The sequence below is a fragment of the Curtobacterium flaccumfaciens genome (genome assembly GCF_018598405.1).
Taxonomy (GTDB): Bacteria; Actinomycetota; Actinomycetes; order Actinomycetales; family Microbacteriaceae; genus Curtobacterium; species Curtobacterium aurantiacum.
This window is the reverse complement of the sequence record NZ_JAHEWS010000002.1, coordinates 74,548-88,241: the sequence shown is the minus strand read 5'-3', so window position 1 is coordinate 88,241 and position 13,694 is coordinate 74,548. Positions and strand designations below refer to the sequence as shown.

Annotated in this window: 16 protein-coding genes; 6 read left to right on the top strand and 10 right to left on the bottom strand. The window is 68.1% G+C overall.

The window, feature by feature from the left end; genetic code table 11:
* Positions 1-5 precede the first annotated feature (5 nt).
* The 6 genes from KK097_RS01975 (at position 6) to KK097_RS01950 (ending at position 5,537) form a co-directional block, all read left to right on the top strand.
* Entirely contained in the window at positions 6-1,241 is a 1,236-nt protein-coding gene (locus KK097_RS01975) for a glycosyltransferase family 4 protein (RefSeq protein WP_250896352.1), read from the top strand.
* A gap of 78 nt (positions 1,242-1,319) precedes the next feature.
* Entirely contained in the window at positions 1,320-1,769 is a 450-nt protein-coding gene (sdhC, locus tag KK097_RS01970) for a succinate dehydrogenase, cytochrome b556 subunit (RefSeq protein ID WP_284730917.1), read from the top strand.
* An 11-nt stretch (positions 1,770-1,780) separates the two neighbouring features.
* On the top strand, positions 1,781-2,227 hold the full coding sequence (sdhD, locus tag KK097_RS01965; RefSeq protein WP_071406401.1) for a succinate dehydrogenase, hydrophobic membrane anchor protein: 447 nt from the start codon (positions 1,781-1,783) through the stop codon (positions 2,225-2,227).
* A gap of 49 nt (positions 2,228-2,276) precedes the next feature.
* Positions 2,277-4,070, top strand: coding sequence for a succinate dehydrogenase flavoprotein subunit (gene sdhA, locus KK097_RS01960; RefSeq protein ID WP_042538838.1), 1,794 nt, complete (start codon positions 2,277-2,279; stop codon positions 4,068-4,070).
* Position 4,071: 1 nt separating this feature from the next.
* Positions 4,072-4,845, top strand: coding sequence for a succinate dehydrogenase iron-sulfur subunit (locus KK097_RS01955; protein ID WP_071244286.1), 774 nt, complete (start codon positions 4,072-4,074; stop codon positions 4,843-4,845).
* A gap of 50 nt (positions 4,846-4,895) precedes the next feature.
* Positions 4,896-5,537: a TNT domain-containing protein gene (locus KK097_RS01950; protein ID WP_214543531.1), complete on the top strand. Its 642-nt coding sequence runs from the start codon at positions 4,896-4,898 to the stop codon at positions 5,535-5,537.
* 67 nt (positions 5,538-5,604) lie between these two features.
* On the opposite strand, the gene KK097_RS01945 is transcribed toward KK097_RS01950, so the two are convergent.
* The 10 genes from KK097_RS01945 to KK097_RS01900 all read right to left on the bottom strand — a co-directional run bounded on the left by KK097_RS01945 (position 5,605) and on the right by KK097_RS01900 (position 13,691).
* The gene (locus KK097_RS01945; RefSeq protein WP_214543530.1) at positions 5,605-6,309 is read right to left on the bottom strand and encodes a DUF805 domain-containing protein; all 705 of its coding nucleotides are present in this window, start codon (positions 6,307-6,309) and stop codon (positions 5,605-5,607) included.
* Entirely contained in the window at positions 6,306-6,830 is a 525-nt protein-coding gene (locus tag KK097_RS01940) for a DUF805 domain-containing protein (protein WP_214543529.1), read from the bottom strand. Before KK097_RS01940 ends, KK097_RS01945 begins: the two co-directional genes overlap by 4 nt.
* Positions 6,827-7,393: a DUF805 domain-containing protein gene (locus KK097_RS01935; RefSeq protein WP_214543528.1), complete on the bottom strand. Its 567-nt coding sequence runs from the start codon at positions 7,391-7,393 to the stop codon at positions 6,827-6,829. The genes KK097_RS01940 and KK097_RS01935 overlap by 4 nt, the downstream gene beginning before the upstream one ends.
* A gap of 82 nt (positions 7,394-7,475) precedes the next feature.
* A complete protein-coding gene (locus KK097_RS01930; RefSeq protein WP_250896351.1) occupies positions 7,476-8,021 on the bottom strand; it encodes a DUF805 domain-containing protein in 546 nt (181 codons plus the stop codon).
* A gap of 103 nt (positions 8,022-8,124) precedes the next feature.
* Entirely contained in the window at positions 8,125-9,057 is a 933-nt protein-coding gene (locus tag KK097_RS01925) for an NADP-dependent oxidoreductase (protein ID WP_214543527.1), read from the bottom strand.
* A gap of 653 nt (positions 9,058-9,710) precedes the next feature.
* On the bottom strand, positions 9,711-10,094 hold the full coding sequence (locus KK097_RS01920; RefSeq protein ID WP_214528443.1) for a hypothetical protein: 384 nt from the start codon (positions 10,092-10,094) through the stop codon (positions 9,711-9,713).
* A gap of 368 nt (positions 10,095-10,462) precedes the next feature.
* The gene (locus tag KK097_RS01915) at positions 10,463-11,002 is read right to left on the bottom strand and encodes an Imm61 family immunity protein (RefSeq protein WP_214543526.1); all 540 of its coding nucleotides are present in this window, start codon (positions 11,000-11,002) and stop codon (positions 10,463-10,465) included.
* 245 nt (positions 11,003-11,247) lie between these two features.
* Positions 11,248-11,778 (bottom strand): hypothetical protein, encoded by a 531-nt coding sequence (locus tag KK097_RS01910; RefSeq protein WP_214543525.1) that lies wholly within the window; start codon positions 11,776-11,778, stop codon positions 11,248-11,250.
* 167 nt (positions 11,779-11,945) lie between these two features.
* Entirely contained in the window at positions 11,946-12,407 is a 462-nt protein-coding gene (locus KK097_RS01905) for a hypothetical protein (RefSeq protein ID WP_214543524.1), read from the bottom strand.
* 600 nt (positions 12,408-13,007) lie between these two features.
* Positions 13,008-13,691 (bottom strand): hypothetical protein, encoded by a 684-nt coding sequence (locus KK097_RS01900; RefSeq protein WP_214528448.1) that lies wholly within the window; start codon positions 13,689-13,691, stop codon positions 13,008-13,010.
* Positions 13,692-13,694: the final 3 nt, after the last annotated feature.

Sequence of the window (13,694 nt, the reverse complement as noted above, 5' to 3'; positions counted from 1 at the left end):
GCACCATGAGCGCACGCAGCGTGGAGCGCGGCACGTCCCCCCGGACCGTCGCCGTCGTGACCGAGAGCTTCCTGCCCACCCTCAACGGCGTGACCACCAGCGTCCTGGCGGTCCTCGACCACCTGGAACGACGTGGTCACCGCGCGGTCGTGATCGCGCCGGACACCCCGGGGCTCGCGCAGTTCCGGTCGCGCAGCGCCGTCGAGCGGTACCGCTCCTTCGACGTCCACCGCGTCCCCGCCGTGGCGTACCGACAGTTCCCGGTGGCGCTCCCCCACCCGGTGCTCGACACGATCCTCGCCGCCTCCGGCGCCGACGTGCTCCACGCCGCCAGTCCGTTCCTGCTGGGTGGGCGCGCGATCACGGCAGCCGGGAGGCTCGGCATCCCTTCCGTCGCCGTCTTCCAGACCGACGTGGCCGGGTTCGCCCGCCGCAACGGCCTGACGGCGACCGTCCCGTTGGTGCGGAAGATCCTCGGACGCATCCACGCCGGTGCCTCGCTGACGCTCGCCCCGTCGAGTGCGACCGCCGCGATGCTCGCCGAGGACGGCGTGCCCCGCGTCGCCCGCTGGGGCCGGGGCGTCGACACCGAGCTGTTCCACCCCGCTCGCCGGACGTCCGGGCACGTGCGGGCCCTCCGCCGTCGTCTGGCCCCGAACGGCGAGACGATCGTCGGCTACGTCGGCCGGCTGGCCCCGGAGAAGGAGGTCGAGCGGCTCGCCGAACTCGGCGGGGTCCCCGGCATCCGGGTCGTCGTCGCCGGCGGCGGTCCGTCGCGCGCGATGCTCGAGCGGCGTCTCCGGCACCTCGACGTGACCTTCACCGGTCCTCTACGCGGCGATGCCCTCGCCGACGCGTACGCGGCACTCGACCTGTTCGTGCACACCGGACCGGCCGAGACCTTCGGGCAGACCCTGCAGGAGGCCCACTCCTCCGGGTTGCCCGTGATCGCCCCGGCGTCCGGCGGCCCCCTCGACCTCGTGGCCCCGGGGCTCGACGGGGAGCTCTACGACGCCGACGAACCGCAGGCCCTCCGCCACGCGGTCCTGCGGTTGCACCACGACCGAGCACTGGCCGAGCGGATGGGTTCGGCAGGTCGGCTCCGCGTCGAGGGGACCACCTGGGAGGCCGTCGGCGACCAGCTCCTCGAGCACCACGACACGGCCCGCACCATCGGCGCGCCGCCCGTCGGACGGGGCCTGCGGGCAGGTCGGGACGAGAAGGTCAGCGCTCGCGCATAGGATGGGTCGTGTTCCACACGAACACGAACGGCAAGGGCTCGCCGATCGGGCGAGCCCGTCCTATGGAAGGACGAGCTCATGGCTGAGCACACCGGCGGGGGTACGGCGACCGCGGTGCCCGACGTCTCGATAGAAGCCCCGCGGGCCTCTCGGACGCCACAGGGCACGCTCTACCGCGGTTCGATCGGGATGTGGTCGTGGGTGCTCCACCGCATCACCGGCGTCGCCATCTACTTCTTCCTGCTCGTGCACATCCTCGACACGGCGCTCGTGCGGCTCTCGCCCGAGGCGTACAACGCGGTCATCGGCACGTACAAGACGCCGCTCATGAACATCGGCGAGATCGCGCTCGTGATGGCCATCGTGTTCCACGCCTTCAACGGGCTGCGGATCATCCTGATCGACTTCTGGTCGAAGGGCCCGAAGTACCAGCGGGCCATGTTCTGGATCGTCATGGTCCTGTGGGCGGTGGCGATCGCGGGCTTCCTGCCCCGCCAGCTCATGAACCTCGTCGCGGACTTCAACTGAGGGGCACGAAGATGACCACACAGATCGTCGAACCTCCCCGCTCGGCCGCAGCCGCCCGCAGCACCACCAACTGGGAGAAGTGGGGCTGGATCTACATGCGCGCCTCGGGCGTGCTGCTCGTCGTGCTGATCTTCGGCCACCTCTTCGTCAACATGGTGGCGGGCGAAGGCGTCAAGCAGATCGACTTCGCCTTCGTCGCCGGCAAGTGGGCGAACCCCTTTTGGAAGGTCTGGGACTCGCTGATGCTGGTCCTCGCGCTCATCCACGGCTCGAACGGCATGCGCACGATCGTCAACGACTACGTGTCGAAGCCGGGCATCCGCAAGACGCTCCTCGTCGCGATCCTCGCCGCATGTGTCGTGCTGATCGTCCTCGGGCTCCTCGTCTGCTGGACCTTCGACCCGTGCCCCGCCGGCGCCGCTGCCGCCGACCTGCCGTCCTTCTGCCCGGCGCAGTAACACCACCACCGTTGCTGCCCGCGTTCCCACCGTCTACGGAAAGACCCCTGTGACCGAGACCACCGTCCACCACCACCAGTTCGACATCGTCATCATCGGCGCCGGAGGCGCGGGCATGCGAGCCGCGATCGAAGCCGGCCCGAAGGCGAAGACGGCCGTCATCTCGAAGCTCTACCCCACGCGGTCGCACACCGGCGCGGCGCAGGGCGGGATGGCTGCGGCCCTCGCGAACGTCGAAGAGGACTCGTGGGAGTGGCACACGTTCGACACGATCAAGGGCGGCGACTACCTCGTCGACCAGGACGCTGCCGAGATCCTCGCGAAAGAGGCGATCGACGCCGTCATCGACCTCGAGAACATGGGGCTGCCGTTCAACCGCACGCCCGAGGGCAAGATCGACCAGCGTCGTTTCGGTGGCCACACCCGCGACCACGGCAAGTCCCCGGTCCGCCGGGCCTGCTACGCCGCGGACCGCACCGGTCACATGATCCTGCAGACGCTGTTCCAGAACTGCGTGAAGCTCGGCGTCGAGTTCTACAACGAGTTCTACGCGCTCGACCTCATCATGGTCGACGTCGTCGGCGAGGACGGCGTCACCCGCCAGCAGCCGGCAGGCGTCGTCGCGTTCGAGCTCGCGACCGGTGAGCTGCACGTCTTCCACGCCAAGGCGATGATCTTCGCGACCGGCGGCTTCGGCAAGATGTACAAGACCACCTCGAACGCGCACACCCTGACCGGCGACGGCGTCGGCATCGTCTGGCGCAAGGGTCTGCCACTCGAGGACATGGAGTTCTTCCAGTTCCACCCCACCGGGCTCGCCGGGCTCGGCATCCTGCTGACGGAGGGCGCCCGCGGCGAGGGCGCGATCCTCCGGAACGCCTCGGGCGAGCGCTTCATGGAGCGGTACGCCCCCACCATCAAGGACCTCGCTCCCCGCGACATCGTGGCGCGCTGCATGGTGCAGGAAGTGGCCGAGGGCCGGGGTGCCGGTCCGAACAAGGACTACGTGCTGCTCGACTGCACGCACCTGGGGGCCGAGGTCCTCGAGACGAAGCTGCCGGACATCACCGAGTTCGCCCGCACCTACCTCGGCGTCGACCCGGTCGTCGAGCCGGTCCCCGTCATGCCGACCGCGCACTACGCGATGGGCGGGATCCCGACGAACGTCAAGGCCGAGGTCCTGTACGACAACACCACCGTCGTCCCCGGCCTGTACGCCGCCGGCGAGTGCGCCTGCGTCTCCGTGCACGGCTCGAACCGTCTCGGCACGAACTCGCTGCTCGACATCAACGTCTTCGGCAAGCGCTCGGGCAACAACGCCGCCGAGTGGGTCCAGACCGCCGAGTTCCTCCCGCTGCCGGAAGACCCGGCTGCTGGCGTCCGCGGCATGCTCGACCAGCTCCGCGCATCCACCGGCACCGAGCGCGTCTCCGCCCTCCGCAAGGAACTGCAGGAGGAGATGGACAAGAACGCGCAGGTGTTCCGCACGGACGAGTCGCTCGCCCGCGTCACCGAGACCCTGCACACGCTCCGCAACCGATTCATGCAGGTCTCGGTGCAGGACAAGGGCAAGCGGTTCAACACCGACCTGCTCGAGGCCGTCGAGCTCGGGTTCCTGCTCGACCTGGCCGAGGTCGTCGTCTACTCCGCACGCAACCGCAAGGAGAGCCGCGGCGGCCACATGCGCGACGACTACCCGAAGCGCGACGACGAGAACTACATGCAGCACACCATGGCGTACCTGACGGGCGACCCGCACTCGTCACTCGCCGACGACCACATCACGCTCGACTGGAAGCCTGTCGTCATCACGCGGTACCAGCCGATGGAGAGGAAGTACTGAGATGACCGACACCCTGGTCTCCGACGCACCCCGCACCGACACCGTGCAGGACGCCCCTCCCGGATCCTTCTCCGTCACGGTCATCGTCCGTCGCTTCGACCCTGACGTCGACGACGAGCCGCGCTGGCAGGACTTCGACGTCATGATGCTGCCGACCGACCGCATCCTCGACGCCCTGCACAAGATCAAGTGGGAGCAGGACGGGTCCCTGACCTTCCGCCGCTCCTGCGCGCACGGCGTCTGCGGCTCCGACGCGATGCGCATCAACGGCCGCAACCGTCTGGCGTGCAAGACCCTGATCAAGGACCTCGACGTCTCGAAGCCGATCTACGTCGAGGCGATCAAGGGCCTGCCGCTCGAGAAGGACCTCGTCGTCGACATGGAGCCCTTCTTCCAGAGCTACCGCGAGGTGCAGCCGTTCCTGCAGTCCTCGTCGGCCCCGACGCCCGGCAAGGAGCGTGTCCAGTCCGTCGCCGACCGCGCCCGCTTCGACGACACCACGAAGTGCATCCTCTGCGCAGCGTGCACGTCGTCCTGCCCGGTGTTCTGGACCGACGGGCAGTACTTCGGTCCGGCCGCGATCGTGAACGCCCACCGGTTCATCTTCGACTCCCGCGACGACGCCGCGAACGTCCGTCTCGACATCCTCAACGACAAGGAAGGCGTCTGGCGCTGCCGGACCACCTTCAACTGCACCGACGCGTGCCCCCGCGGCATCCAGGTGACGAAGGCGATCTCCGAGGTCAAGCAGGCGATCATGCGGGGTCGGGCGTAGTCCCGGCTCCGTCCAAGCTCCGCACCACGCCGACCGATAGGCTCCCGACCATGACGTTCGCGGACACCCGCCCCATCCTCGACCAGCTCGGCTACACGACCCGGTACGTGCAGCTCCCCGGTGAGACCCTGCACGAACCGCCGGTCGAGGGGGCGCTCCGCATCGTCCAGACCGACGCCTCCGGCTACGCGCTCGAGGTCGTCGACTACGGCACCGCTCGTCGTCTCGCGCAGGCGACAGGCGAGGACGACGCGGTCGAGATGCTCCGCCGGTTCCTGAACCGTCCGTTCCCGGCACCGCGTGACATCCCCCGACACGAGCTCGACGGGCTCCGTGACCGTGCGGCGTCGACCTACCCACAGCTCGCGCAGCAGGTCGCACAGGCCGGCGAGCAGGGGTTGACCATCCAGATCCCGGCCGGCGTCCCCGTCGACCGCATCGGTGGCCCGGACGGCTACCTGCTGCATCCGCTCGACACCCCCCTGCCCAGCCGGTCGCTGCCCCCGCACGTGACCTCGTCGCCGGAGACCCACCGGTACGTCGTCGACCGGCCGTTCCTGGTGAACGTCCGCTTCGTCCAGCCGTGGTTCGAGCAGCCGGGCGGGGCGCTGCGCTTTCGGATCGCCGACCCTGCCGCCACGGTGCGTGACCTGGTCGTCGACGGTGCGCTCGTCCGTCTCCGGGTGGTCTGAGCCCTCCGACACACGAACAGCCCGCCCCACGCTCGACGCGTGGGGCGGGCTGTTCTCGTTCGTGGAGCTACCGCAGGTCGGGGCGGTCGTACTGGGCACCGGCCGGACTCGACGGCAGGCAGCCGAACACGATCGCGGCGGCGCTGACGAAGAGCGCGATGAGCCAGAACGGGCCTGCCAGGTTCGCATCGTGCACGCGACGCCAGCCCAAGGCGATGCCCGGCACGATCGTGGCGAGCCACCAGAGGAAGTAGAGCCCGAGCAGCACGAAGGCGAACGGCGACGGCGCGCTGCTCCCCGTGGGGTTGCCGTACTCGTCGACGGCGCCACTCGCCCCGACCGTCGCGAAAAGGACGGCGTAGAACCCGCCGAACAGCACGATGGTCACGATGGCATTGGCGAGCACCGCGTACCAGAACTCACTCCGGCTGGCGCGGCCGTCGAACCGGGCGTACTTCTTGAAGAACCGGGTGAACGCGTCGAGGAACCCGATGCCGTACCACGGTGCCCAGAGCGGCGGGACCCCGTCGGGACCGAGCGGGATCGGCTGCGCGAACTGCGGGTACCCACCGACGTACGGCTGCGCGTACGGCTGCTGGTACGGCTGCTGTCCGTAACCCGGCTGCTGCCCGTACCCAGGCTGCTGTCCGTATCCCGGCTGCTGCCCGTACTGATGCTGCTCGCCGTAGCCGGGCTGCTGCCCGGAGCCGGGCTGCCCCTGCGACTGGTCGCCGTCCGGCTGGCCCCACTGGGGCGTCCCGCCGTTGCTCATCGGTTCGTCTCGGGCCGGTCGTACCGCGCTCCCTGCGGGTTCGACGGCAGCAACCCGAAGACGATGCCGACGACGCCGACGAACAGCGCGATGATCCAGAGCGCCCCGGAGAGGTTCGCGTCATGCAGGCGCCGCCAGCCGAGGGCGAGCGACGGCACGAGGGTCGCGAGACCCCAGAGCGCCAGCAGGACAAGTACGACCCAGAAGACCGGCGGGACGGGGTCGACCACGGTGATCTCGTTGCCGTAGTAGTCGACAGTCCGGCGATTGAGTGTGGTGAGGCGGATGACGGCCCCGATGGCGACGAGTGCCCCGGTGACGATCGCGTTCGCGAGGATCCACCACCAGAACTCACTGCGGCTCGCACGGCCGCTGAACGTGGCGTACTTCGCGAAGAAGCGCGCGATCGCCTTCGGGAACGAGATCCCGTACCACGGAGCCCAGCGCGGCGGCGTCCCCGCGGCGTCGGTCTGCTGACCGGGCTGCTGCGGGGGTGCCCACTGCTGCGTGCTCTCGGTCACCGGGAGCCCTGCGGACGGTCGAAGCGTGCGCCCTGCGGGTTCGACGGCAGCAGGCCGAAGACGATGCCGACGATGCCGACGAAGATCGCGATGATCCACAGCGCGCCGGTCAGGTTCGCGTCGTGGAGTCGGCGCCAGCCGAGGGCGAGCGTCGGGATGATGATCGCGAGACCCCAGAGCAGGGAGACGATGCCGACGATGACGAAGAGCGCGGACGGCTCGGTGACGGTCGACTGGACGCTGGCCGACGTCGAGGACGACATCGAGACGGTCGACCGCTCGGAGGTCGCGAAACCGATGCCGTACAGGATGCCGAGGACGATGCCGACGATCGCGTTGGCGAGGTACCACCACCAGAACTCGCTCCGGCTGGCCCGGCCACTGAACGTCGCGTACTTCTTGAAGAAGCGGCCGACGGCCTTGCCGAACGAGATCCCGTACCAGGGTGCCCAGAGCGGTGGTTCGCCGTTCGGTCCGGTCGGCGGCTGCTGGCCGTACTGCGGCGCGCCACCGAACTGTGCGTTCGGCTGGCCGGTCGGATGCTGCGGGTACTGCTCGCTCACGTGATCCCCCTCGAGTGTTGGCTGATGTTCGTGTTCGAGTCAACCAGAACTCGTGAGCCCCCGTCAGGAGCGTGACGGCGCGTCAGCCCTGCTGTGGGCGGTCGTACTGCTGCCCCTGCGGGTTCGACGAGATCAGGCCGACGATCAGCGAGAACAGGATGCCGATCGGCGGGATGATGAACAACAGGGCGAGCAGGCCGCTGAGGTTCACGTCGTGCAGCCGTCGCACGGTCAGCGCGATGAAGCCGAGCGCGCAGGCCAGGCTCCACAGGCTGCCGAGACCGTTCGACCCGTCGTCGACGAACGGCAGCACGTCGAATCCGCTGCCGATGATGCCGGCGGCCGCCGAACCGATGAGGTACCAGAGCGCCCAGAACCAGTACTCCGACTGGCTTGCCCGACCGTCGAACCGCACGTACTTCTTCCAGAACCGCAGGAACGCCTGGGGGAAGGGGATGCCGTACCAGGGTGCCCAGAGCGGCGGCTCGGACCTCCCGCCACTCGGCTGCCCCGGACCGGGCTGCGCGTACTGCCCGTACTGGCCCGGAGACTGTTGTCCCCACGGCTGCTGGCCGGACGGTCCCGGCTGCTGCCCGTACTGGTCCCGGGGCGGGTACTGGTCACTCATCGTGGGGGTCCTTCCGGCGCGGGCTGTCGGTCCACACAGAGTGTGGCACTCCCCCGGGGCGGCGAGCGTCATCCGCGCGGACGACTCCTGTCCGACGGTGCGGTCAGGGAAGGAGCGCGAGCTTGCCCCCGGGGTGCCCGGACTCCAGCAGCTCAGCGGCCTCCTTCGCATCCGCCAACGGGAACGTCCGCGCCACCGGGACCTCGAGGTGCCCGGCACCGGCGAGGTCGATGAGCCGCTGCCGCACCGAGTCACGGAACGCCTTGCTGGCCGGCTGCGCTCCGCCCACCGCGGCGATGCCCTCCGACGCAGCGCGCGCCTGCGCGGCGATCGTCACGATCCGTGACCGGTCCGCCACCAACGCGAGCGAGACGTCGACGGCCTCGTCGGTTCCGACGCAGTCCAGTGCCACGTCGATGCCGGAGGGTGCGAGATCACGGACACGCGCCTCCAGGCCGTCGCCGTACGCGACCCATTCGCCACCGAAGCGTCGCACGACGTCCGCACCACGCTCCGACGCGGTGCCGATGACGCGCGTGCCCAGCAACCGCAGCTGCTGGAGCAGGCTGACGCCGACCGCGCCCGAGGCGCCGTGCACCAGGACGGTGTCGCGCCCCTCGGCGCGGGTGACGCGGAGCATGTCGGCGGCGGTCGAGCCGGCGAGGAGCAGGTTGGCGGCCTCCGGGAAGCCGAGCGACGCGGGCTTCGCGAAGACGTCGGCCGCGGGCACCGTGACCGACTCCGCCCAGCCGCCGCTGATGCGGAACGCGAGGACCTCGTCGCCGACCGCTCCCCCGCCGGACGCGATCTGCGTGTCCGGACCGACGGCGGACAGGACGCCGGCGACCTCGTACCCGACGGCGATCGGCAGGTCCGCGGGGTCGCCCTGGCGGGTGTGCTTGGTGTCCGCGGGGTTCATGCCGGCGGCGCGGACGGCGATGGTGACCTCGCCGGAGGCGGGTGCCGGCACCTCGGTGTCGACGTACTCCAGGACCTCGCTGCCGCCGAACCGCGGTGCCACCCAGTGCTTCATCATGCGGGCGACGGTACGCCGATGGCCTTCTGGCGTGACGAGCCACGATCGACCGAGCGGCCTCGTGCTGACCTTCCGGCACGACGCTCGGTGGTCACGAGTGCTCGCGCCGGTCAGGGAGTGGTCGCTTCCGTGGCTCCTGGTACCAAGCGAAGCTCTCGACACGGCGGACGAAGTCTTTCACGGCTGCGTTGCGGTCGCCGCTCTCGCGAGTCGATTCCTCGGTGCCGCGATCGCTGGTGGTGGACACTCGCCATCCGTACCGTTCAAGCGCATCCGACTCCGAGTCGATGTGACGCACGCCCCCGGGCCCGCCTCGCTCAGCCGTCACGAAGACCGCGAAGCCCGTCACGTCCTCTGTCGGCTGCTGAGCAGAACCGCGTGCACCTCAGCGCTCCGGCACCACGGTCCGCCGCTCCTCGATCACCGAAATATCCGACACCGTGAATCGCTCCACAATCTCGCGCCCTCGAGGAGCCCAGGTCGTGGAAGGCTCCGGAACGCGCCCAATCACCACAGAGAACCGAACCGGGCTAGTGCCCGAGGAACTTCTTGCGGAGGTCCTTGCACCGGACGATTCGCCCGAACAGTGGCGGCGATCACCGGCAAAGTCAGCCTTGTCCGCGTCGAACCACCACTTTGGTGTCCTTCCCGGCTCAATGTCGCCCGCGAACCGCACGCCCCAGCAGCTCCTCGACCTGCACATTCCGCGCCCACGCCGTCATGCACACATTGCGATGCTCGCCGGCAGCCCGCGTAGCGACACGATGCAATCCGTCCTCCGATCGCCACGTGACGGTCAGCTCGGACGCCTCGTCATCTGCGTCGACGCCTTCCGGCCAGGTGTAACGATCGGGAGCAGCGTCCCGCGGTTCCGACACGAGCTCCGGTCGCGACTTGATCAGCAAGTAGCGTTCCGCGTCAGCCTCGTGGCTGAACGTCGTCAGCAGGCGAGCAGAACCCCTGTCCCGTTTGAAGATCGCAAGCGGATCCGACTGGATTCCGATCTGCGTCTCGAGGTCACCGTACTCCAGGAGCACTCCCGCTTCCCGGAGGATCCCAGGGAGGCTCGTCGGGTCGGGTTGGGGATTCCCGACCGCCGCACCGATCGCTCGGCCGTGTGCTGTGGTCCTCACCTGACGAACGCCTCTCTTGTGATTCTGGGGCCAGCCCGGCTCTCGGGTCTCCTTCGAGGAACTGCGCAGCGTCGACCGCCGCACCGTCGGGAGCGATGATTTGCACCTGAAGACCGCCGCCGGGCGGGGCGAATGCGGGATCAATCCGACTGACCTCAATCGAATAGCTGTGCCCCCTGAGCGCGACCGTTTCGATGTGGGATACGGAGTCGGGTCCGCACAATGCGACAACGCGCTGCAGGTCAGCAGTCCGACAGGGAGCCAAGGACTGCTCAGCGTGCGGCGGACGACGCCGCTGCGGCGAACGCGGCGCGGGAATCGGCCGCAAGCGCGCATGATTGGATTTGCGCGATGGGCACGCGCGCCACGGTGGAGAATTGCAGTGCAGATTCCGTCGGGAGCGCGCCGCCGAACCGGGCTCGGTGTTCCGCTCCCGAAACGGCCCACCGGAGAACGACACCGTCGCCGTCCGGGTGCAACGCGAACCCTTCAGGGATCTCCTCTTCGCGATCGAGGAGCCAATGTGCGACCGGCAAACCATGGGCCTCGCGCAGGTATCCGCTGGCGTCCGCCATGATCCACCGTTCCGCATCAGCCGCCGATCCGAACTCTGTGCCTGTCAGGGCACCCGCCCCTCGGTTTCCGCGCCACTCGACCACCGAGGTGTCCGACACCGCGAACCGCAGCACCGTCTCGATATCGCCGTACTGGACTCTGTGCGGCTCGACGACGACGCGGTCGTTCCCGGCCCGCCGCAGGACACTCTCGAGGAGTTCCAAGTGACGAAACACTCCCGGAGGGTCCTTGGTCATGACAGGACTCCGAACCTCTTGAGGTCAGTTCGGGAAGAACCCCTGGCCCGTTTGAAGATCGCGAGCGGATCCGACTGGATTCCGATTTGCGTCTCGACGTCACCGTGATGCAGGAGCACTCTCGCTCTCCGAAGGATCCCCGGCGGCTCGTCGGGTTGGGGATTTCCGATCGCCGCACCGATCGCTCGGCCGTGTGCTGTGGTCCTCACCTGATGAACGCCTCACTCGTGAACATCGGGGTCAGTCTAGCTGGCACTCCGTGCGAATCCGTGTGCTGCCAGCCGCTCCATCGGCCCGGGCGCGGAGACGACGTCGATCACCTGCTTGAGTGTGAGGGCCCGTACCCAGGCGAGTCGGTACGCCGCGCTCGCTACCGGTATCCCGAAAGTACGGACGATGTGCTCGTCATCGTGCCCCCAGGAGAAGACGTAAGTGCCAGCGTCCGACTGCAGGGTCACGGCGTCCGGCGAAGTGGCCCGGCCAGGGAACCACAGGCCCGACGAACGTTGGCTGCCGTCCCTGATCGCGATGAAGCGCTCCACGTCGTCGACGTGCGAGAACTCCGCCGCCGTGGACTCGTGCGCTCGGTCGCGATCGACAAGCCGACACCCGTCCGAGCAGGATTCGACCCGGCTGGAAGTCTCGATGTTGCCGTACTCGAACATCACCTTCGCGTGACGACGAATGCCGGGTAGGCCAGACCAGTCCGGTCCGGAATTGCCGACGAACGCTCCGAGCTCGGCGGCATGAGGAAGCTGAGCACGCGACTGACTCATGGAATGACCACCGCCTTTCGGACAAGCGTCGGACGCCAACCGAGGTCGAATCTCCGTGCCGGGCCAGGCGCAGTGGTGCGAGTCACGCTCGCCGGTATCGCCGTCTTCGGACAGCCAGGCTCGGCGCACACCCGGGGCCGCGGAAGGACGATTCGAGTGATTCGGGACTAGATGCTTCCCACTTGTTTACCCGGAGAAGACCCACTCACGATCTCGATCACCTCGGCGAGCGAACGCTCCCGGACCCAAGCGAGCCGGTAGACCAGTGACCACTCGATGCCGGAGAGCGTTCGCACGATGTGTTCCGCACCGTCGATGTGCCACCGGAGCTCTCTGTCTGAGTTCTCCTCAATCGTGTCGACTCCTGCAGGCGTCGTCGCCTTCCCGTCGAACCACGGGGCATCGTTTCGGACTTCACCTTCTCGCACCAAGACGTAGCGCTCGGCGTCCGCCAAACAGCTGAACCACGCGAGAGGCCAAATACTCCCCTTGTCACGAATCTCGAACTTGTACCCAGAGCCGTCGGAAGCGATCCGGAAAGCAGTCTCCGGTGAGCCATACTCGAAAACGATCCGGTCATCGCGCTTGATGCCGAGTATCGAAGAAAGGTCCGGCGGTTCATTGCCCACGAACGCTCCGAGCAGATCGGCGTCAAGTCGCTGAAGGCCAGTTTGATCAATCAAGCGTGAAAGCCCTTCTCGTCATCGCATCGACCGGAGTTCCACGTGAGGTCACGACCTACACGTGCGGACCGCCGTCCGGCTGACCGAATGCCGCGTCGTTACGGCTCACCTTGAGCTCCCGCCCGCGATCCCGGTCGACCGCGTCGGCGGGCCGGATGGTCGCCTCCTCAACCCGTTCGGCGCGTCGTTCGAGTCGAGGCCACTCCCGCCCAACGCCTTGTCGCTCCCGTCGAGCGTGCACCCTTCCGTCACCGACGGCATCGTGCTCGTGCATGCGCAGATCCCACTTCCGTGGGTTGGCAGCCCGGCGGAGCGATCCGGTTCTCCATCGCCGAGGACACCGTGACGATTCGTGACCTGCTCGTCTGCGGTCAGCTCCGGAGGATCCCCGGCAGCGACTGATCAGACGGTGGCATCGGCGAACGCTGCGCGGCCATCCCACAAGTGCTCGGGTTTGCCTCCGAAGCACTTCTGCCGACCGTCCCATTCGGCACGAACGAACACTCGATCCGCACGGACCCAGTTCGGATAGCTCATCGTCCTCAGTCATCTCGCGGAGACAGCTCGGTGAATCTCGGTGACGTCGTTCGCCTGCAGGGAGGCCCACACTTCATTCACAGCGGAAGCGGGATCCAGTGTTTCGTCAGCAATGAGATAACGGCCGCCGTTGCCCGGCTGGACACGAACACGAGAGGTCGACGTCTGCACGATCCCAAGACGATCAGAAACCCACGTGCGCTGCCCGACTACCGGCGCGAACTTACCTCGTCCTTCGGCTGCCACTGCAGCGTCATCGTCATAGACCGCTGCCGAATCCGGATCCCAAGCTGACACGAGGCCCCGCAGTACGCCCTCGACGAGGTCGGAGTCGATCGAGAGACGCTCTCCGTCGCGCAGTGGACCCGCGATAGTGATCTGCACCGTGTTGGAAGGCATGCGCTTCACTGCCCTCGCGGATCCGACCCGGAATCTCAGCGCAAGATGACCAGCGCTGCCCTCGCGGTACACGTTCAGGATGTACCCGCGTGCCGGGAATGCGACCCCCTCGGCGTCACGGTAGACGTGTGCGGAGAGCACCGAGGCGAGAGTTGCAGGGTCCGGTAGAATTTTGCGGTCATCGTCGGTGAGCGTCCACCCATCGCCAGGGCCAAGGAGTTCGTCGTACGCTGCGAGCTGGTCTGCGATTCGTCCAGCCAAGTGTCCGGGCAGCTCTTCTCGTGCGTCCCACACGGC